Source organism: Candidatus Pseudomonas auctus (genome assembly GCF_048654275.1).
In the GTDB taxonomy this organism is placed as follows: domain Bacteria; phylum Pseudomonadota; class Gammaproteobacteria; order Pseudomonadales; family Pseudomonadaceae; genus Aquipseudomonas; species Aquipseudomonas pharyngis.
This window is the reverse complement of the sequence record NZ_JBJYZK010000010.1, coordinates 14,260-32,495: the sequence shown is the minus strand read 5'-3', so window position 1 is coordinate 32,495 and position 18,236 is coordinate 14,260. Positions and strand designations below refer to the sequence as shown.

Annotated in this window: 20 protein-coding genes; 7 read left to right on the top strand and 13 right to left on the bottom strand. The window is 63.4% G+C overall.

Annotated features, from left to right (window positions below):
* Window positions 1-24 precede the first annotated feature (24 nt).
* The 3 genes from dsbG to dsbD are packed head-to-tail and all read right to left on the bottom strand — an operon-like array spanning window position 25 to window position 3,376.
* Window positions 25-795 (bottom strand): thiol:disulfide interchange protein DsbG, encoded by a 771-nt coding sequence (gene dsbG, locus ACKUG4_RS18775; protein ID WP_064598235.1) that lies wholly within the window; start codon window positions 793-795, stop codon window positions 25-27.
* On the bottom strand, window positions 771-1,643 hold the full coding sequence (locus ACKUG4_RS18770; protein ID WP_445434600.1) for a TlpA family protein disulfide reductase: 873 nt from the start codon (window positions 1,641-1,643) through the stop codon (window positions 771-773). The genes dsbG and ACKUG4_RS18770 overlap by 25 nt, the downstream gene beginning before the upstream one ends.
* Window positions 1,643-3,376 (bottom strand): protein-disulfide reductase DsbD, encoded by a 1,734-nt coding sequence (gene dsbD / locus ACKUG4_RS18765; RefSeq protein WP_445434599.1) that lies wholly within the window; start codon window positions 3,374-3,376, stop codon window positions 1,643-1,645. Before dsbD ends, ACKUG4_RS18770 begins: the two co-directional genes overlap by 1 nt.
* Window positions 3,377-3,529: 153 nt before the next feature.
* Here dsbD and ACKUG4_RS18760 point away from each other — a divergent pair, with 153 nt between their 5' ends.
* The 5 genes from ACKUG4_RS18760 to ACKUG4_RS18740 all read left to right on the top strand — a co-directional run bounded on the left by ACKUG4_RS18760 (window position 3,530) and on the right by ACKUG4_RS18740 (window position 7,987).
* The gene (locus tag ACKUG4_RS18760; protein WP_011335250.1) at window positions 3,530-4,210 is read left to right on the top strand and encodes a response regulator; all 681 of its coding nucleotides are present in this window, start codon (window positions 3,530-3,532) and stop codon (window positions 4,208-4,210) included.
* On the top strand, window positions 4,210-5,532 hold the full coding sequence (locus tag ACKUG4_RS18755; RefSeq protein WP_041475379.1) for an ATP-binding protein: 1,323 nt from the start codon (window positions 4,210-4,212) through the stop codon (window positions 5,530-5,532). Before ACKUG4_RS18760 ends, ACKUG4_RS18755 begins: the two co-directional genes overlap by 1 nt.
* Before the next feature lie 107 nt (window positions 5,533-5,639).
* The gene (locus tag ACKUG4_RS18750; protein ID WP_041475378.1) at window positions 5,640-6,125 is read left to right on the top strand and encodes a GNAT family N-acetyltransferase; all 486 of its coding nucleotides are present in this window, start codon (window positions 5,640-5,642) and stop codon (window positions 6,123-6,125) included.
* A 142-nt stretch (window positions 6,126-6,267) separates the two neighbouring features.
* On the top strand, window positions 6,268-7,680 hold the full coding sequence (locus ACKUG4_RS18745) for an aspartate aminotransferase family protein (protein ID WP_445434598.1): 1,413 nt from the start codon (window positions 6,268-6,270) through the stop codon (window positions 7,678-7,680).
* A gap of 82 nt (window positions 7,681-7,762) precedes the next feature.
* On the top strand, window positions 7,763-7,987 hold the full coding sequence (locus ACKUG4_RS18740) for an MbtH family protein (protein ID WP_007917715.1): 225 nt from the start codon (window positions 7,763-7,765) through the stop codon (window positions 7,985-7,987).
* Window positions 7,988-8,171: 184 nt separating this feature from the next.
* Here ACKUG4_RS18740 and ACKUG4_RS18735 read toward each other — a convergent pair whose 3' ends face one another.
* The 10 genes from ACKUG4_RS18735 to ACKUG4_RS18690 form a co-directional block, all read right to left on the bottom strand.
* Window positions 8,172-9,071, bottom strand: coding sequence for a metal ABC transporter substrate-binding protein (locus ACKUG4_RS18735; RefSeq protein WP_445434597.1), 900 nt, complete (start codon window positions 9,069-9,071; stop codon window positions 8,172-8,174).
* A complete protein-coding gene (locus tag ACKUG4_RS18730) occupies window positions 9,072-9,971 on the bottom strand; it encodes a metal ABC transporter permease (RefSeq protein WP_445434596.1) in 900 nt (299 codons plus the stop codon).
* Window positions 9,971-10,714: a metal ABC transporter ATP-binding protein gene (locus ACKUG4_RS18725; RefSeq protein ID WP_064598222.1), complete on the bottom strand. Its 744-nt coding sequence runs from the start codon at window positions 10,712-10,714 to the stop codon at window positions 9,971-9,973. Before ACKUG4_RS18725 ends, ACKUG4_RS18730 begins: the two co-directional genes overlap by 1 nt.
* Window positions 10,711-11,640 (bottom strand): metal ABC transporter substrate-binding protein, encoded by a 930-nt coding sequence (locus ACKUG4_RS18720; protein ID WP_085612246.1) that lies wholly within the window; start codon window positions 11,638-11,640, stop codon window positions 10,711-10,713. Before ACKUG4_RS18720 ends, ACKUG4_RS18725 begins: the two co-directional genes overlap by 4 nt.
* Before the next feature lie 35 nt (window positions 11,641-11,675).
* Window positions 11,676-12,242 (bottom strand): DUF6162 family protein, encoded by a 567-nt coding sequence (locus ACKUG4_RS18715; RefSeq protein WP_064598218.1) that lies wholly within the window; start codon window positions 12,240-12,242, stop codon window positions 11,676-11,678.
* Entirely contained in the window at window positions 12,239-12,580 is a 342-nt protein-coding gene (locus ACKUG4_RS18710; RefSeq protein WP_064598217.1) for a hypothetical protein, read from the bottom strand. Before ACKUG4_RS18710 ends, ACKUG4_RS18715 begins: the two co-directional genes overlap by 4 nt.
* Entirely contained in the window at window positions 12,577-13,119 is a 543-nt protein-coding gene (locus ACKUG4_RS18705; RefSeq protein WP_236191418.1) for a PA2404 family protein, read from the bottom strand. The genes ACKUG4_RS18710 and ACKUG4_RS18705 overlap by 4 nt, the downstream gene beginning before the upstream one ends.
* Window positions 13,116-14,315, bottom strand: a complete 1,200-nt coding sequence (locus tag ACKUG4_RS18700) for a PepSY-associated TM helix domain-containing protein (RefSeq protein ID WP_064598213.1) — start codon at window positions 14,313-14,315, stop codon at window positions 13,116-13,118. The genes ACKUG4_RS18705 and ACKUG4_RS18700 overlap by 4 nt, the downstream gene beginning before the upstream one ends.
* Before the next feature lie 251 nt (window positions 14,316-14,566).
* Window positions 14,567-15,442, bottom strand: a complete 876-nt coding sequence (locus ACKUG4_RS18695; protein ID WP_445434595.1) for an alpha/beta fold hydrolase — start codon at window positions 15,440-15,442, stop codon at window positions 14,567-14,569.
* A gap of 141 nt (window positions 15,443-15,583) precedes the next feature.
* The gene (locus ACKUG4_RS18690) at window positions 15,584-16,042 is read right to left on the bottom strand and encodes a VOC family protein (RefSeq protein ID WP_064598209.1); all 459 of its coding nucleotides are present in this window, start codon (window positions 16,040-16,042) and stop codon (window positions 15,584-15,586) included.
* 283 nt (window positions 16,043-16,325) lie between these two features.
* On the opposite strand from ACKUG4_RS18690, the gene ACKUG4_RS18685 reads away from it, so the two are divergent.
* Window positions 16,326-17,540 carry an SfnB family sulfur acquisition oxidoreductase gene (locus ACKUG4_RS18685; RefSeq protein WP_445434594.1) on the top strand — a complete coding sequence of 405 codons (1,215 nt, stop codon included), beginning with the start codon at window positions 16,326-16,328 and terminating at the stop codon, window positions 17,538-17,540.
* 2 nt (window positions 17,541-17,542) lie between these two features.
* Window positions 17,543-18,208 carry a methionine ABC transporter permease gene (locus tag ACKUG4_RS18680; RefSeq protein WP_007955819.1) on the top strand — a complete coding sequence of 222 codons (666 nt, stop codon included), beginning with the start codon at window positions 17,543-17,545 and terminating at the stop codon, window positions 18,206-18,208.
* Window positions 18,209-18,236: the final 28 nt, after the last annotated feature.

Here is an 18,236-nt window from a genome sequence, read left to right as displayed (position 1 = left end):
ACTCCTGAGAGCGGGCTTTTGTCATTAATTCGGGCCGAGAATCTTCGCCAGCTTGTCCGGCGTCGGTGCACCTTGCTGTTGTTGCAGTTCGCCCTTGTCGTCCATATAGAAGATCGCCGGGGTGGCCTGTAACTCCAGGTCTTCCATCAACTGCATGTTCGCCGCGAGTTTGGTCTGCACGGCGACCGGAATGTCCTTCAAGGCCTTGAGGGTGCTGGCCTTGCCGGCCTTCTCGTGATCTTCCAGGGCTTTGCTCGGGTCCTTGGCGGCGAGCAGGGCAGCGGCTTTGGCCGGGCTGTCTTCGCGGATGATGCCGACCATGATGTGTCGCAGCTGCACCTTGCCGGCCTTGACCCATGGACGGGCCTGTTCCCAGAACATGTTGCAGTACGGGCAGTTCGGGTCGCTGAACAGGTACACAGTGCGTGGTGCATCCTTGTTGCCGTCCTGAATCCAGTTGCTGGCCTCGAACTTGGCCCAGACTTCCTTGGCCATCGGCGCGTATACCAGTTTTTGCAGCGGTGCGCTGCTCAGGTCGTTGCCGTCGGCGTCGTACAGGTTGCCCAGCAGCACGTGCTTGCCGTCCGGCGTCAGGTACAGCGCCATGCCGCGGTTCTGGTATTGCGCGGCGTAACCGCGCAAGCCGTCCGGCGCGTCGAACTGGCCGACGATCTTGGCGCCCTTGGCTTCGATCTTCTTGATCGCTTCAGGCAGTTCTTCAGCGGCCTGGACCGACGGCAAGTGCAGCAGGGCGGCGCCCAGGGTCAGCGTCAGCAGGTGGCGGAGGCGGGGCATGGCAGTTTCCTTGAAGAAGAGGTGGCCGGATTCGGGCTGGAGGCCGGGGTGTCGAAGCTTTCCAGGGCACGGGCCAGGCTGGCGTTGGACAATTCGCCCAAATGGCTGCCCAGCAGGCGACCGTCCGGGCTATAGAACAGGGTAGTCGGCAGGGCCATGGAGCCCACGGCCTGGCCGAGGCGTCCGCTGCGGTCGAACAGCACGTTGTTCAGGCTCAAACCCTGGGTTTCGAGAAACGTGGCGACGCTTTGCATGCTTTCGGCCTGGTTGACGAACAGGAACGTCAGGTCCGGGCGTTGTTGCTGAGCGTTTTCCAGCACCGGCATTTCCCGGCGGCACGGCGGACACCAGGTCGCCCACAGGTTGATCACCAGCGGCCCGCCCTGATAGTCGGTGAGTTTCACGGTTTCCCCGGCGGCGTTGCGCAGAGTGATGTCCGGCAGGCGCGTGCCTTGCTCGTAGATGTTCAGCGACAGGGTCGCCATCACCCAGAACACCACACCGCTGACCACACCGAAACCCAGCGGTCGACGCAGACCCGGCCGGCGCCAGCCGCGATACAACGCCGCGACCAACAGCACGATCACCCCCGGCCAGGCGAGAAAACCGCCGTCGCGCAGGTCGATGATCTGCCACAGGTCGTTGCGATAGTGCCCCCAATACACGGCGACGAACGCAATGCGCGCCGCCAGCATGCCGAGCAGAAACAGGCTGAACAGCGCCGACTCGGGATTGTCACCGCCGCGCTTGGCCACCCGCCAGCCGACGAAGGTCGCCAGTGCCAGCGCGCTGATCAGCAACAAGTGATTGAGTGCGATGGCAAAGGTGCCGAGGGTGAAGGTCAGCATTAACGGGCGTCTCGGATGGTGGTCCAGCGTTGCAGGAAAGTATCGGCATCGACCTCGCCGGTGATGCGCTGGCTGCGGCGCTCTTCACCGTCGGCGCCGATCCACACGAAACTCGGTGGCCCAGGCACTTTATAACGACCGAGCAATTCGCGGCTGGCGGCATTGTCGGCGGTGACGTCGATTTGGAGCAAGCGCACATCACTCAGGGCCTGCATCACCCGCGCCTGGCCGAACACCTGTTTCTCCATGACTTTGCACGACACGCACCAATCGGCGTAGTAATCGAGCAGCACCCACTGGCCCTGGGCTTTGGCGGCGTCTAACTCGCGTTGCAGGGCGGCGGGATCCTTGATCGTCGTGAAGGCTTCGTGGCCGCTGGGCGCCGCAGATCCGACGCGTCCGGCGCTGTATACCTGCAACGGCTGATATGGATCGTCACTGCCACCCGCCGCCCCGACCACCAGCAGACTGCCCCACAGGCCCAGCAACAGCGAACCGGCACCGAACAGCTGCGCCACGCGACCAAAGCCATCGGACTGTTTCCAGGCGCTGTAAGCGGCGATCAACAGCAGCGCGCCGCACAGGCCCAACCACAGCGACGGCTCCAGCACCGGGCGCAGCATCAGCAGCGCGGTGGCGAGGAACAGGAAGCCGAACACGCCTTTGAGCAGATTCATCCACGCGCCGGGCTTGGGCAGGAAGCGATTACCGACCGTGACCAGCAACAGCAGCGGGACGCCGATGCCGATGCCCAAAGCAAACAGGATCAGGCCGCCGTGCAGCGCGTTGCCGCTTTGCGCGATGTAGAGCAGAGCGCCGGCCAGCGGCGCGGTCATGCACGGGCCGACCAGCAGACCGGACAGCGCGCCCAATACGCCGGCGCCGATCAGGCTGCCGCCGCGTTGGCTGCGCGAGGCGTGTTCCAGTCGATCCCGCAGGGCCACCGGCAATTGCAGTTCGAAGAAGCCGAACATCGGCAACGCCAGAACCACAAATACGGCCGCGAACGTCCCGAGCAGCCACGGGTTCTGCAACCACGCCTGCAGGTTGGCCCCCAGCAGCGCGGCAATAACGCCCATCGCCGCATACACCAGGGCCATGCAAACCACATAACTGCCGGCCAGCGCGAAACCGCGACGCGGCGTAGCACCGCTGCCCACCACCATGCCCGCCAGAATCGGCAGCATCGGCAACGAACACGGGGCAAACGCCAGCAGCAGACCCAGGCCGAAGAACACCAGCAGACTCCAGCCCAGCGAGTGCTGTTGCAGGCCGCTGGCCAGTGCCTGATCCGGCGCTTCATCTGTCGCCGCAGCGGCAGCTTTGCTGCCGAGGTCGATCACTCGCGTCTGCGGGGGATAGCAAAGACCGGCGTCGGCACAGCCCTGATAACTGACCTTGATCTGGCCCGTGGCGGCCGCCGGAATCTTCAGTTCCAGACCCTGGCGATAAACCGGTTGTTCGCCGAAGTACTCGTCGCTGTGGGACTCGCCTTCGGGCAGGGCCGGGATGTTTTGTGTCGTCAGCCCGTCGAACTTCAGACGCTTCTGATACAGGTAATAGCCATCGGCGATTTGCCAGAACAGCTGGGTCTCACCGGAATCCAGACGTTGCGAGGTCAGCACGAATGCCTTGTCGACCGGCAAGAACTCCGGTTTTGACGCAAATGGATCATTCCCTGCCTGGGCCAGACTCGAAATCAGCAGTGCAAAAAACAGAAAAAAATGACGCATGGAGGAGCCTTGTCCCTGTGCAATTGAGGGGCACAATGGGCGGCGGCGATTAACCGATGATTAACCGCGACGCCCTTGTCGCGGTGGCGTTCGGGGCATAATGTCGGCTTAATCGGCCAGCGGCCTAATCAGCACTTTTCCACGGGACTCACCATGCACGTACTGGTTTGCGAAGACGATGAGTTGATCGCCAGCGGGATCGTCGCCGGGCTGACGGCGCAGGGCCTGACCGTCGAGCACGTCAACACCGCCTCCAAGGCGCGGGCGATTCTCAAGGTTGCCGAATTCGACGTGATGGTGCTCGATCTCGGCCTGCCGGACGAAGATGGCCTCAAGTTGCTGCAACAACTGCGTCAGCAAGGCCTGGAGATTCCGGTCCTGATCCTGACTGCGCGGGATTCGGTCACCGACCGTGTCGACGGCCTGCAGTCCGGTGCCGACGACTACCTGCTCAAGCCATTCGACCTGCGCGAGTTGTTCGCCCGCCTGCAAACCCTGCTGCGCCGGGTGGCCGGACGCAGCGTCAATCTGATCGAACACGGCGCGCTGACTTACGATCCGAGCAGTCGCGAAACCACCCTGGCGGGGCGTCCGGTGGATCTGTCGCGGCGCGAGCAGTCGTTGTTGCAAGCCTTGCTGCACAACCGTGGCCGGGTGCTGTCCACCGAGCAGTTGAAGGACAGCGTCTACGGTTTCAACGATGAACTGGAAAGCAACGCGCTCAACGTGCACATCCATCACCTGCGCAGCAAACTCGGCAAAGGCATCGTCGAAACCGTGCGCGGTCTGGGTTATCGCCTGGGGCCGGCCGATGGCGGAGAACCCGACAAGTGATGAGCCTGCGCCTGCGCCTGAGCCTGACCCTCGGCGCCGCATTCGCGCTGATCTGGGCATTGGCGGCCGCCTGGATGCTCAGCGACCTGCGCAACCAGATGATGTTTTCCCTCGACCAGCGCTTGGTGGCGTCGGCGCGGATGGTCGCCGGGTTGCTGGAACAATTGCCGGCTGTCCCGAGCAAAGGCGAGGGCACTCATTTCAGCGCCGAGCAGTTGAACATTCCCGGCGGCATGGCCTGTCAGGTCAGCTCGCTGCGCGGGGAAATCCTCGCTCGCAGCCACAACAATCCGGAACAGGCGCTGGAAGCCCAGAAGATGGGCTTCCACGATCAAATGATCGACGGTGCCCCATGGCGCAGCTTCACCCTGGCCCGGGGCGATGTGCGTATTACCACCGCCGACCGGGTGATCGAGCGCGAAGCCCTGAACATGTCGATCCTGCTGGCGGCCTCGGTGCCGGTCGGCGTGGCGCTGCTTGGCTGCCTGTGCCTGTTGTGGCTGGGGATCGGCCAGGGGTTGGCGCCGCTCAACCGCTTGCGTGAAGCCTTGATGCGTCGCAACGCGGATTCGCTTGAGCCGTTGCAGTTGCAGTCATTCCCCAGCGAACTGAAACCGCTGCTCGAAACCCAGAATCAACTGTTTCAGCGCATCGGCAAGACCATCGAGCGCGAGCGTCGCCTGACCGGCGATGCCGCCCACGAACTGCGCAGCCCGCTGACGGCGATCAAGACCCACCTGCAAGTGGCGCGCATGACCGATGGCAGTGCCCGCGATCAGTCTCTGGCCCGAGCCGAGGAGGGTGCCGACCGCCTGCATCGGACCCTTGAGCAGTTACTGTTGCTGGCGCGGGTCGAAGGCAGTCTGTCGTTCGACGACGGTGTGCAGTGCAGCGCCGAGCAGGTAGCGAAACTGGCGATCCAGGACTCGGCCAGCGACCAGCGTCAGCGCATCAGGCTGCATCTGCCTGAACACTTGTCCGCTGCGCCGCTGCAAATGCCGGCGGTGCTGTCGATCGCGGCCCTGCGCAACCTGTTGGACAACGCTCTGCGTCACACGCCGACGGACGGCGCGGTGGACCTGAGCCTGGAAACCAGCGCCAATCGCGTGCGTTTTGTGGTGCGCGACCATGGGCCGGGAATCGCCCCTGACGATCTGCAACACCTGACCCAGCGCTTCTGGCGCAACGGCCAGAGCACCGGCTGCGGACTGGGGCTGGCGATTGTCCAGGCGATCGTTCAGCGCTGCGCCTGCACCCTGCATTTCGACAGCCGTCCGGATGGTTTGCGGGTCGAGCTGACCATGCCGCTGCAACCGGTCTGACAGTTTGCCGGGCACATCAAATGTAACCTCTCTCCATTAGTCATCCGCCGGCCGTGACGGTATTGTCGCCCCAGCCTTTGACTCAATGGATTGAGGGAAACAGCGCCATGGAAGCACCCGTCTATATCTGTCCCGCCACCCCCGCCGACGCCGGCATCATCAGCAGGATCCTTGAGCGTTCGATCCGCGTCGGTTGCGCGCTCGATCATCGCAACGACCCACAACTGGTCGACCGCTGGGTCCGCCGACAATCGGCGGAGCACGTCAGCGCCTGGCTCGCCGATCCCCATCACTATCTGAACATCGCGCTGCTGCAGGACAAACCCGTCGGCGTCGGCATGGCCGCAGCCCATGGCGAGGTCATGTTCTGTCACGTGCAGCCGGAGTGGTTTCGCCGAGGTGCGGGCCGTGCGCTGATGGGCGATCTCGAGGGTTGGCTGAGGATTCGTGGCAGGCCATGCATCACGCTTGCAAGCACGCGAACCGGCGCGGCGTTCTACCGGCGCTTGGGGTATCGCGAAACGGCGTCTCCCTTCATGCAACACGGCGTTTTGACCCTGCCGATGCACAAGCCGCTGGCATTGTCGGCCTGACATTCGATCAAGGGTGTAAATCCTCGACACGCTGGTGCGTTTCCAGAACAGGAAAACCTGCATGTGCGCCCCGCGACCGGAACGCGCACCTGCCCGGTGTGCAGTTTTGGTCACTATCCATAGCGTATTGAGGGGTCGAGAGATGTCAGTCGCCACCAGCCTTATCGAAGAGTCGTCGGCCCGGATCGCCTCCGCGCCGGCGGAAACGCTGTATCAGTTCAATGAATCGCCGTTGCTGGCCCGTCAGAGCCGGCAGGAATCCAATGCCCGCAGCTACCCGCGGCGCATTCCCCTGGCGCTCAAGCGCGCCAAGGGCCTGTACGTCGAGGACGTCGAGGGCCGCAGCTTCATCGATTGCCTGGCCGGCGCTGGCACCCTCGCGCTGGGGCATAACCATCCGGTGGTGATCGAGGCGATACAGCAGGTGCTGGCCGATGAACTGCCGCTGCACACTCTGGACCTGACCACGCCGGTGAAGGATCAATTCGTGCAGGACCTGTTCGGCCTGCTGCCTCCGGCATTGGCCAAGGAAGCGAAAATCCAGTTCTGCGGCCCGACCGGCACCGACGCGGTGGAAGCCGCGCTGAAACTGGTGCGCACCGCCACCGGGCGCAGCACCGTGCTTTCGTTCTCCGGCGGTTACCACGGCATGAGCCAAGGCGCCTTGAGCCTGATGGGCAGCCTGGGGCCGAAAAAACCACTGGGCGCGTTGCTCAGCAACGGCGTGCAATTCATGCCGTTCCCTTACGACTACCGTTGCCCGTTCGGCCTCGGTGGCGCGGCGGGTGTGAAGGCCAATCTGAGCTACCTGGAAAACCTGCTCAATGATCCCGAAGCCGGCGTGCAATTGCCGGCCGCCGTCATCGTCGAAGCGGTGCAGGGCGAGGGCGGTGTGATCCCGGCGGACATCGAGTGGCTGCGCGGTCTGCGCCGCATCACCGAAAAGGCCGGCGTGGCGCTGATCATCGATGAGATCCAGAGCGGTTTCGCCCGCACCGGCAAGATGTTTGCCTTCGAACACGCCGGCATCACCCCGGATGTGGTGGTGCTGTCCAAAGCCATCGGCGGCAGCCTGCCGCTGGCCGTGGTGGTTTATCGCGACTGGCTCGACACCTGGCAGCCGGGCGCCCACGCCGGTACGTTCCGTGGCAACCAGATGGCGATGGCCGCCGGCTCCGCGGTAATGCGTTACCTGGTCGAGCACAAGGTCTGCGAACACGCTGCCGCCATGGGCGAACGCCTGAGCGAACACCTGCGCGTTCTGCAGCGCGATTTCCCGCAACTGGGCGACATTCGTGGTCGTGGCCTGATGCTCGGTGTCGAGCTGGTCGATCCGGACGGCGCACCGGATGCGCTGGGGCATCCACCGGCCTTCGCACGTCTGGCGCCGCTGATTCAGCGCGAATGTCTCAAGCGCGGGCTGATTCTGGAGCTGGGCGGGCGTCACGGTGCGGTGGTGCGGTTCCTGCCGCCGCTGGTGATCACCGCCGCGGAAATCGACCGCGTCGCCGAGATCTTCGGCCGTGCGTTGAGCGCTGCGACCGCCGGCCTGTAAATTTTTCGCCGCGTCGAACGTTCTTTCTACATACCCGGCTGCACCGTCGTGCAGCCCACCCTTACAGCGATGGAGACACAGCATGACGTCAGTATTCGACCGCGAGGACATCCTCTTTCAAGTCGTGGTCAACCACGAAGAGCAGTACTCGATCTGGCCGGACTACAAGGCCGTGCCGGAAGGTTGGCGCACTGTGGGCAAGAGCGGCCTGAAGAAGGAATGCCTGGCCTACATCGAAGAAGTCTGGACCGACATGCGTCCGCTGAGCCTGCGTCAGAAGATGGAAGCGCAAGCGGCTGCCCAGTAAGGCGCCGGACAAAAAGAAACCCGCTGGACTGGAATCAGTCAGCGGGTTTTTTCATGTCCGGCATTCGATCGTTCCCACGCTCTGCGTGGGAATGCAGCCCGGGACGCTCCGCGTCCCTTCCGAAGCGGACGCGGAGCGTCCAATGAGGCATTCCCACGCAGAGCGTGGGAACGATCACTGAACCTCAGGCGCCGCTCAAGCCCTTGAGCAGCACATCCACATTCCCTTCCAGCTCTGCCACCGGATCCGCTGCATCGGTGCTGAGCACCAGCAGATGACTGCCCGATTCGGCAATCGCCGCTTTTACCGCGTCCGACGGCTGCCGATGGTGCAGCACCACTGCTACGTCGTTGTCTTTCAAAGTCGCGGTCAGTTTTTTCAGCTCCTCCGGCGTCCATTCGGCATCCGGTCGCGCATCCTGTCCGATCAACTCCAGATTCAGGCTGCCGATCAGATAGCCGAAGTGATCGCTCAGGCTGATCACGCTCAGGTTGTCGGCACTGGCCAGACGCGCTTCGCTGTCGGCACTGAGTTTCAGCAGACGCTGTTTCAGCGCCGCCAGATTGGCCTCGATCTTCGGTTTGTCCTTCGGTGCCAGGCGCACCAGATCCGCCGCCATCACATCGGCCATGCGCCCCATGTTGTTGCTCGCCAGCCACGGCTGGCTGTTCAGGCCGTCGACGTTGAGCCCCGGTTGCACGGCAATGCCGGGCAGGGCGCCGTCCACCGGGCGGGCAGCATCGACTTCGACGATGCGGATGTTGCTGCGGCGGGCGATCGGGTACAGCGGATCATCGGCCCACAGCGAGCGCACGCCGATCACTGCATCGGCGCCCGTGGCCAGTTTGCTAAGCGCGGGGGCGCCGCGACCGGTGAAGTAGGCGGTCTGGCGGCTGCCTGGCAGGTTGGCCGGTGCTGCGCGTTCGAGGCTGATGTCGGTGCCCTTGAGCAGGACTTCGCCCAGACCATAAGTGATCGGCAGCGAGGCCAGCACCCGCAATGGTTTCTCGGCCGCCAGCAGAGGGCTCGAAACCGCGCCGCTGAGGGCGATGGCCAGGGTCAGTTGTCGCAATGAAAAAGCCATTTATCCAAGGTTCCCTTTCAGACTGGGGACGACGCCCCGGGCAATCGCGGCGAGTGCGAAGGCGATACCGGCGACCAGGATGATCGCGGCGCCGGACGGAATCGGCAGGTCGAACACGATCGGCGCGAGAATCCCGCACAGCGTACTGACCGTGGCAATCAGCACTGAACACCAGAAGAAGCCCTTGAGCGACTGGCTGAGCAGGCGCGCAGCCGCCGCCGGAATCACCAGCAGTGCACCGACCAGAATCGCGCCGATGACTTTCACCGCGGCAACCGTAATCAGTGTCACCAGAATCACGAACAGATAATCCAGGGTCTTCACCGCGACGCCACGCACCGCCGCCAGTTGCGGGTTGAAGCTGGCGAGCATGATCCGGTTGTACAGCGGCAGCGCCAGCGCCATGACCAGCGAGCCGACAATCGCCAGCACCAGCAGGTCGTTGCCATTGACCGTCAGCACCGAGCCGAACAGCACGTTTTCCAGAATGTGCACGTTGATCTTGCCCGCCAGAATCAGCAGCAGGCTGGCGCCCAAAGCGAGGGACACCGACAGGAACACGCCGATCAATGTGTCCGGGGCCAGCCCGGTACGGTTGCGCAGGTAATTGAGCAGAATGCCAAACAGCAGGCAGTAACCGAACAGGCTGCCGTACGGCCCGGTGTAGGGTTCGCCGAGCAGGATGCCGATGGCCACGCCGGTCAACGCCGCGTGGCCCACCGCTTCGGAGAAAAACGCGAAGCGCTTGACCACCACCAGCGTGCCGAGGCCACCCAGTACCGGGCCGATCAGCAGACCGGCAAGCAGCGCGTTGACCACAAACCCGTAGGCCAGGGCTTCCGGGAGATAACCGGAAGAGGCCAAGCCTTGCACCGTCAAACGAAAGGCTTCGTAACTCATCAGGCAGCGCTCCGTGGATGGGTCGAAAACAGGGTCAGCAGACGTTCCGGGGTCAGGGCCTGTTGCGGCGTGGCGTCGAACAGCACCCGGCGGTTAAGGCCAGTGACGCGATTGGCCAGACGCCCGACCGCTTCCAGGTCGTGCTCGATCCACAGCACGGTGATGCCCGCCGCGCGCCAGTCGCCCAGCAAACGCTCGAACACCTGGATCCCGGCTTCGTCGAGGGCGGACATCGGCTCATCCAGCACCAGCAATTGCGGCGCCGGAATCAGGCCCTGGGCAAGCAATACCCGCTGGCGTTCGCCACCGGACAGCGCACCCATTCGGCGTTTGCGTTTGTCCTGCATGCCGACCCGCTCCAGCGCATCACCGATGGCGCCGGCGTAGCGTTTGCTCAAGCCGAGGAAGGCCGGGCGACGCTGACACATGGCGGCCATGAAATCATCGACGGTCATCGGCAGGCCGCGATCAAACTCCAGCGCCTGCGGCACGTAGCCGATGGTGCCGGGCTCGCCGGGCCATTGCAGACTGAGCCGGCCCTGATGGGGCATCTGCCCGAGCAGGGTCTTGATCAGCGAACTCTTGCCGCCGCCGTTGGGGCCCACCAGCGCATGCACGCTGCCGGGCTGCACCTGGAAGGTGACCTTGTCCAGAATCGTCGTGCGGCCGAGGGTCAGGCTGACGTCAGCGAAATCCAGGGTCGGGCCGCTGCTGGCTATCGACAGGTTTTCCTGAGCTGTCATGCGCCGGACTCCTGAATCGCTCGAACCACGGTGTTGAGGTTGCCGGTCATTTCCTTTTCGTACTTGTCGGCGGTGTATTCGCCGTAGGAAATGTGCGACAGCGGGTAAAGTTTCACGCCGGATTCACGCTGGATGGTTTCGACGTAGGTGGAGGGGAAGTCCATCTCGGAGAAGATCACTTTCACGTCCAGTTCACGCAATTGGTCGATGGTTTTCTTCAACTGGCTCGGGCTCGGCTCGATACCGTGGGCCGGCTCGACCACCGCCGTCACTTCCAGGCCGAATTCACGCAGCAGGTAGTCATAAGCGGCGTGCACCGTGGCTACTCGCAGTTCGGCGTTCGGCGCCTGGGTCAGCCTGGCCAGGGCGTCGGCGCGCATCTGCCGCAGGCGTTTGCCGTAGGCGCGGGCGTTCTGGGTGTAGGTCTTGGCATTGTCCGGGTCGAGCTTGCCCAGCTCACGGGCGATGTTGTTGACCTGGGCAATCGAGGCGCTGATCGACAGGAAGGTGTGCGGGTTCACCACTTTGCCGGCACCGCGCGCGGCAACCCCGGTGGCGGCCAGCAACGGCACGTTTTCGTTGGCTTCGATGGTCTTGATGTTCGGCGTTTCGCTGGCGGCGATCATGCGGTCGGCGAAGTCGTCATGGCCAACGCCGTTGAGTACGATCACATCCAGCCCGCTGATGCGCTTGATGTCTTCGGCGCGCGGCTCGTAGGCATGCGGGTTGAAGCCGGCGGGAATCAGCGGCACGACCTCGGCCTTGTCGCCGACGATGTTCGCCACATAGCTGTAATACGGATGCAGGGTGATGCCGATGCGCAGGCGCTTGGCCTGATCGGCGCTGGCCAGCGGACTCAGCAGGCAGGCGCACAGACCGATCAGCAGCAGGCGCAGGAAAGGACGGCGTTGAGATGAACTAGGCATGGGCAAGCGGTCTTCTCTCGAATGAAGGCGAGGGTTCAATGACGATGTTCGCGGGTCACCCCGGCATCGAATTGCGCGACGATCTGTTTCCATCCGGCAGCGGTCAGCGCTGCGTCTGACAGGTCTTTCGGCGCTTGCAGGTCGGTGGCGCGGTTGAGCCAGATGTCCGGCGCGGCGTCGTTCAGGCGCATCAGAAACGAACCGGCCACGGCCGGTGCCTGACTGTGGCCGAAGTAGGCGCGGTCGGCCAGCAACTGCCAGGCATGGCCGCCACGACTGACCGAGCTGGCGTCCTGGGCGAACGGTGCAAAACCTTCATCGGCCAGGTTCTGCGGGCTTGGCAGCGTTTGCTGTTCTTCACGCAGCAAGCGGATCTCGTCGAGGGTCACGCGCAGATCGGCATAGATGCCCTGCTCGCTGGCGCCAAGGTCGCGACGGGCATCCAGTTGATGGCTGGAGACCGGCTCCGGTTCGTGGGAAACGCCGCGCCATGTCACTACCGAGCCGGCAATCGCGAGGATCAGCAGGCACATCAGCAGCACATTGAGGGTTTCGTGCCCGGCACCGGCCGGGCGGACAACCTGGGTAGTCGGCGTGGTCATGGGGCTTCGATATCCGCTTGGTCAATTTCGACCACGTGGCCGGGACCTGCGTCGAACAGCACGTAGAACTCGGCGCCGGGTTTCTTGAAGGTCAGGGTCGAATCGGCGCCGAGCTTGCCCGGCACGAGGATGGTTTCGTCGTAGCCGATCACATCGAGGGTCACCCCCGGCGCGCCGCTGCCGTCCGAGAAACCGCCGGTGCATTTGATCTGCTCGGCATCGATGGCCTTGCACTCGCACATCGGGTTATGGGCCAGGACGCCGGCGCTGAAACCGGCAGTCAGCACCAGCAAGGCATTGCTCAGGAGCAAGCGGAAGGGGCGTTGGGCGTGGCTCATGGTTTGGCTCCTTGTTTGTTCAGCCAGGCGAGGGTGGCAGGCGAGGCCTGGCTCAGCGGAATCGAGGCTTGGTGCATGCTGCCGTCCCAGCCTTCCATGGTGATCCACAGTTCGGCGTCGGCAGCGGTCTTTTCCGGAACCGGCAACTGGGTGCCCATGCGGTACGGCGTGCCGAAGAAAATCACCCCGGCCGCGCGCAGGCTGCGAGGTTTGCCGATGCGCAGATACGTCGCCTTGACGTGGTCGACGCAGGCGTCGCAGAGGGCGGCGCTGAAATCTTTCATGTAGCCGGCGGGGCCGGTCAGGATCGGTGCCTGATTACGCAGTTCGGCCAGTCGCAGGCTCCAGGGACCGACCTGGATTTCGCCGATCTCCCGTTCACCCAGTCCGCTGTCACCGCGAAACAGCGAGGCATCGGCGAAGTATTTGGGCATGAAGCCCAAGGGGATCAGCAGCAACAGCACGTTGATGTGGAAGCGCCATTTGTGCCAGATCACGCTCAGCCGTGAAGGCTGAGCCACGATAGTGGATTTGCTCACAGATTGGCCTCCGAGGTTTCACGGCGCAGGGCCGGTTGTGCCTGCACGCGCTGTTTCTTGTGCTCGCGCTTGAGGGCGTTGGCGGTGGCCAGCGCGGTGCGCTTGGTCCAGATCAGCAGGCCACTGAGGACCATCATGCTCAGCAGCAGGCCGAAGAAGAACCAGATCAGCTTGATCCACAGACCGCCGAAGTCACCGGTGTGCAGCGGGCGCATGGATTCGGTGACGAACTCCAGCGACGTGCGATCGGACAACAGCCGCGAAGCCGCCACTTCACCGCTGTATGGGTTGAGCGTGGCGGTCTGGTACATCAGCGGGTACCAGCCGCGACCGCCGATATCCAGGTGCGCGTAGGCATTGCCCGGCAGGCTGATGAAGCTGGCTTCGAAGCCGGGGATTTTCGTCTGGGCGATTTCGATGGCGCGGTCGAGGCTGATACGCGGCGGTGGCGAACCATCGTTGGACTGTGGCACGGCTTCGCGGGACATGGCCGGGACGATCGGCTCGCTGGAAATGGAAATCTGGTTGTCAAACAGCAGCGCCTGAATCAGGAACCAGGTGCCGGTGATCGAAATCACCGCGATGAACCAGATCGACCAGATGCCGCTCAAGCGGTGGAAGTCGCCCCAGAAGATCCGTGCGCCGTGATTGAAGCGCAGGGTCGGGCGGAAAAAACCCTTCCAGAAGCGCTTGTACACCACCAGCCCGGTCACCAGCGAAGCCAGCATCGGCAGGCCGAGGAACGACACCAGATACCAGCCCCAGCTGAAGCCGTTGGTGAACGGCACCAGCCACCAGCCATGCAGTGCGCGGGTGAACGCCTTGAAGTTGAAGCTCGGTGCCGTGCCCTGAATCACGCCGGTGTACGGGTTGACGTAGACGGTCAGCGAGCGGCCGTCGGGATAGCTGACGTCGACGTCGAGAGCAAAGTGCGACTCGTCCGGACGGTTGATGCTTTGCACCACTGTCTGCGGTTCGGCTTTTTTGATTTCGGCGAGGATCTGGTCGTAGCTGAGCAATGGTGCGTCGTCGGACGGCGCGCTGGCGCGCATTTGCGGGTTGGCCAGCCAGACGATTTCCTGGCTGACCACTGCCAGGGTGCCGGTGACGCAGACGATCAGAACGAAAAACCAGATCGGCAATGCCAGCCAGCTGTGTACCAGGAACCACAGTTTCGAGCGGGATTTCTTCGACATGATGACGGGTCTTGATTCAGTGAGAGGGAGCGGTACTACGGGCTTCGCAGCACGGGAGTCCCTGAAAGGCCGGTCGTGGCTTTTGCCTACGCGACCGGCCCGCATCTCTATAAGACGGATGACCGAAGCAATTCCCGATGAACGATATGAAAGTAAATGTTTCGCGATTACATCTTGATGCCGCGTGGGCGAATTTCTGCGGGGGAGGCGAAGCGGTCCGACGGCAGATTCCGCCGGATCGAGGAGGGGAATCAGCGGAGAAAGTCGAGCGCCTCGGCGAGCACCAGTTCGGGCACTTCTTCGGCGAGGTAATGCCCGGCCGGCAGGGCCTTGCCGCGTACATCGGTGGCAACCTGCTGCCATTCCCCGAGCGGATCGAAGCAGCGACCGACGGTGCCCTCGGCGCCCCACAGCACCAGCAACGGGAGGTTCAGGTGACGACCGGCCGCGAGATCGGCGCGATCATGTTCCAGGTCGATGCCGGCACTGGCGCGGTAATCCTCGCAGATCCCCCGAGCACTGCCGGGACGTTCCAGGCAACGCCGGTACTCACTGAACGCCTCGTCGGTAAAGGGTGCAAGCCCGGCGCTGCGACTGCCCATGACGCTGCGCAGATAACCTTCGGGATCGGCTTCGATCAGGGTTTCCGGCAACGGTGCCGGGCGGATCAGGAAGAACCAGTGCCAGTAGGCGCGGGCAAAGGCTTCATTGGTCTGGCTGTACATCGCCAGCGTTGGCGCGATGTCGAGCAGGACCATGCGCTGCACAACCTCGGGATGATCGAGCGCCAGGCGATGGGCAACCCGCGCGCCACGGTCGTGGGCAAGGATCGAGAAGTGCTCGAAACCCAACGCCTTCATCAATTCCACGCCGTCGCGGGCCATCTCGCGCTTGGAGTAATTGAGGTGAGCCTCATCGGCCGGCGGGCGACTGCTGTCGCCATAACCGCGCAGGTCGGCGGCGATCACCGTGAAGTGCTCCGCCAGTTGCTCGGCGATCTTGTGCCAGATGACGTGGGTCTGCGGGTGCCCGTGCAACAGCAGCAGGCCCGGCCCGCTGCCGCCGAAGCGGTAGGCGATATCCACACCGTTGACGTGGCGCTGGTCTTTGACGAATCCGGCAAACATCGGGTGATCCTTTATTCAGGCGAGTGGCCTGCATCCTGAAATCGCCGGGCGTTCATGACAAGACGTGATGCGTGATTCGACGGTTCATGAATCGTGTTCGCCCATCCCCGCGCGCCGCGCGGGAATGGACACTCGGCGTAGTTAGCTCTGCTGGAACATTTCCTTCGCCCGCTGCTCGATCTGCGCCTGGGTCAGGTCCTCCTTGCGCGAGGCCAGGAACCACAGATGCCCGTACGGATCTTTCAACGTGCCGCTGCGGTCGCCGTAGAACTGATCCTTGACCTCGGACACCGAGGTGGCGCCGGCCTCCAGTGCGCGTTGGAAGGATTTGTCCACATCGGTCACGTACAGATGCAGGCCGACCGACACTGCGTTGTCCGGATTGCTCAACGGCCCTTGATCGCACGGCGAGCCGAGCATGATCGCGCTGTCGCCGATGCGCAGTTCGGCGTGGCCGATGCCGCCGTCGGGCATGCTCAGGCGCATGACTTCGGTGGCACCGAACGCCTTTTTATAGAAATCGATGGCTTCGGCAGCTTTGTGAATGCCGAGGTACGGGGTAATGCTGTGATACCCCTCGGGAATGGGTTTGACGCTCATGGCGGTACTCCCTGTTATTTGTTGCCTGGTTTTTATTAGAGATTGAGGTGTGCCTTCGCCGGGATTGCCGGTCGCTCAACTATAGATCCGTGCCGCCGTCGTGACCGAGTAGCCGACGAGCAGGCCTCCCACTGTTCAGCCATCGACAGCGAAGCAACAGAGTGCGCGGGTTTTCATCGCCAGACGCCCTGAAGTTCCGCTGCAGCCCCCCGTAAAACAAGGCCTTTGCGTCAGGCACAGAAGCTGCAATGACCCGGTACAACACCGATACCGAGAGTCATCCATGTCTGAATCTGCCGTTTATCCGATCAACCCGCCGGCCGCCCACCGGATTGCCGACGATGCCGAAGCCTTGCGCGTGGCTGTGCAGGTCGCCGCCGTCTTGCAGGAACACGCCGCCGAGCGTGACCGCAACCGCGAAGTGCCCGCCGAGGTCGTCGACCTGTTTTCCAACAGTGGCCTGTGGGGCATCACCGTGCCGAAGGAATACGGCGGCGCGCAGGTGTCCTACGCCATACTGGCCCAGGTGATCGCGATCATTTCCGCCGCCGATCCGTCCCTCGGGCAGATCCCGCAAAACCATTACTGCCTGCTCGAAGACATCCGCCTGCAAGGCACCCCGGCCCAGCAAGCGCATTTCTTTGAGCTGGCGCTGCAAGGTCATCGCTTCGCCAATGCGCTGTCGGAAACCGGCGGCAAGAACGTGCAGGACATTCAGGCGACCCTCCGCCGTTATGGCGACGGCTTCGTGATCAACGGTCGCAAGGGCTATTGCACCGGTTCGCTCTACGCCCATTGGCTGGCGGTGCTGGCGCTGGATGAAGAGCAGAAGGGCCAGTTGGCCTTCGTCGAGCGCGGTACGAAAGGGCTGGTGATCGTCGACGACTGGGACAGCATCGGTCAGCGCACCACCTCCAGCGGCACGGTGCTGGCGGAAAATCTGCAAGTGGCGCCCTTCAATCTGTTTCCGACGTACCGTTCCTACGAGAGCCCGACCCTGGCCGGGCCTTTCGCCCAGTTGACCACCGCTGCCATCGACGCCGGCATCGCCCGGGCGGCGCTGCGCGATACGGTTGAGTTCGTCCGCCAGTTTGCGCGGCCATGGATCGATGCGGGTGTGGAAAAGGCCAGCGAAGATCCGCTGACCATCATTCAGATCGGCGCACTGGAAATCCGTCTGGAAGCCGCCGAAGCCTTGCTTGAACGCGCCGGCTGGGCGCTCGACGCCGCACGTCCGGCGCCTGATGAAGACAACGTCGCGCTGGCCTCGCTGGCCGTGGCCAAGGCTAAAGTGCTGACCACCGAAATCGCCATCGAGGCCAGCAACAAGCTGTTCGAACTCGGCGGTACCCGCTCGACCCTGAAAAAGCACAACTTCGACCGCCACTGGCGCAACGCCCGGGTCCACACCCTGCATGACCCGGTGCGCTGGAAATACCACGTGGTCGGCAACTGGCTGCTCAACGGCGTCAAACCACCGCGCCACGACTGGTCCTGATCATGGCCGAGTGGTTCAAACACATTTACTGGGCCGACATCGCCCAGGCCTGTCTCGACACCCTCAGCATGCTCGGCGCGGCGCTGCTGTTCACGGTGTTGTTGGGCTTGCCGCTGGGGCTGCTGTTGTTTCTCACCGGCAAGCGCCAGTTGCATGAAACGGTCGGCCTGTACCGGGTGCTGTCGGTGATCGTGAACATGCTGCGTTCGCTGCCTTTCATCATTTTGCTGATCGTGCTGATTCCACTCACCACGCTGCTGGTGGGTACGTCGCTGGGCGTGCCCGGAACCATTCCGCCGCTGGTGGTCGGTTGCACACCGTTCTTCGCGCGGCTGGTGGAAACCGCTCTGCGCGAAGTCGATCGCGGCGTGGTCGAGGCGACCCAGGCCATGGGTGCCAACACCTGGCAGATCATCCGCCACACCCTGTTGCCGGAAGCCCGCGGCGGGTTGCTGGCGGCGGTGACGGTCACCGCCATCGTGCTGGTGGATTACACGGCGATGGCCGGCGTGATCGGTGGTGGCGGGCTCGGCGATCTGGCGATCCGCTACGGCTATCAACGCTTTCAGACCGACGTGATGGTGGTCACCGTGGTGTTGCTGCTGATTCTGGTGCAGGCCCTGCAAATGACCGGCGACCGCTTGGTGGCGCACTACAGCCGACGCTGAAAAAACAAGTTCAACCCATAAAGGCCCC

Bases quoted from the DNA above. Each gene is read 5' to 3' on its own strand.
- dsbG (WP_064598235.1), bottom strand. From the start codon at position 795: ATGCCCCGCCTCCGCCACCTGCTGACGCTGACCCTGGGCGCCGCCCTG.
- ACKUG4_RS18770 (WP_445434600.1), bottom strand. From the start codon at position 1,643: ATGCTGACCTTCACCCTCGGCACCTTTGCCATCGCACTCAATCACTTG.
- dsbD (WP_445434599.1), bottom strand. From the start codon at position 3,376: ATGCGTCATTTTTTTCTGTTTTTTGCACTGCTGATTTCGAGTCTGGCC.
- ACKUG4_RS18760 (WP_011335250.1), top strand. From the start codon at position 3,530: ATGCACGTACTGGTTTGCGAAGACGATGAGTTGATCGCCAGCGGGATC.
- ACKUG4_RS18755 (WP_041475379.1), top strand. From the start codon at position 4,210: ATGAGCCTGCGCCTGCGCCTGAGCCTGACCCTCGGCGCCGCATTCGCG.
- ACKUG4_RS18750 (WP_041475378.1), top strand. From the start codon at position 5,640: ATGGAAGCACCCGTCTATATCTGTCCCGCCACCCCCGCCGACGCCGGC.
- ACKUG4_RS18745 (WP_445434598.1), top strand. From the start codon at position 6,268: ATGTCAGTCGCCACCAGCCTTATCGAAGAGTCGTCGGCCCGGATCGCC.
- ACKUG4_RS18740 (WP_007917715.1), top strand. From the start codon at position 7,763: ATGACGTCAGTATTCGACCGCGAGGACATCCTCTTTCAAGTCGTGGTC.
- ACKUG4_RS18735 (WP_445434597.1), bottom strand. From the start codon at position 9,071: ATGGCTTTTTCATTGCGACAACTGACCCTGGCCATCGCCCTCAGCGGC.
- ACKUG4_RS18730 (WP_445434596.1), bottom strand. From the start codon at position 9,971: ATGAGTTACGAAGCCTTTCGTTTGACGGTGCAAGGCTTGGCCTCTTCC.
- ACKUG4_RS18725 (WP_064598222.1), bottom strand. From the start codon at position 10,714: ATGACAGCTCAGGAAAACCTGTCGATAGCCAGCAGCGGCCCGACCCTG.
- ACKUG4_RS18720 (WP_085612246.1), bottom strand. From the start codon at position 11,640: ATGCCTAGTTCATCTCAACGCCGTCCTTTCCTGCGCCTGCTGCTGATC.
- ACKUG4_RS18715 (WP_064598218.1), bottom strand. From the start codon at position 12,242: ATGACCACGCCGACTACCCAGGTTGTCCGCCCGGCCGGTGCCGGGCAC.
- ACKUG4_RS18710 (WP_064598217.1), bottom strand. From the start codon at position 12,580: ATGAGCCACGCCCAACGCCCCTTCCGCTTGCTCCTGAGCAATGCCTTG.
- ACKUG4_RS18700 (WP_064598213.1), bottom strand. From the start codon at position 14,315: ATGTCGAAGAAATCCCGCTCGAAACTGTGGTTCCTGGTACACAGCTGG.
- ACKUG4_RS18695 (WP_445434595.1), bottom strand. From the start codon at position 15,442: ATGTTTGCCGGATTCGTCAAAGACCAGCGCCACGTCAACGGTGTGGAT.
- ACKUG4_RS18690 (WP_064598209.1), bottom strand. From the start codon at position 16,042: ATGAGCGTCAAACCCATTCCCGAGGGGTATCACAGCATTACCCCGTAC.
- ACKUG4_RS18685 (WP_445434594.1), top strand. From the start codon at position 16,326: ATGTCTGAATCTGCCGTTTATCCGATCAACCCGCCGGCCGCCCACCGG.
- ACKUG4_RS18680 (WP_007955819.1), top strand. From the start codon at position 17,543: ATGGCCGAGTGGTTCAAACACATTTACTGGGCCGACATCGCCCAGGCC.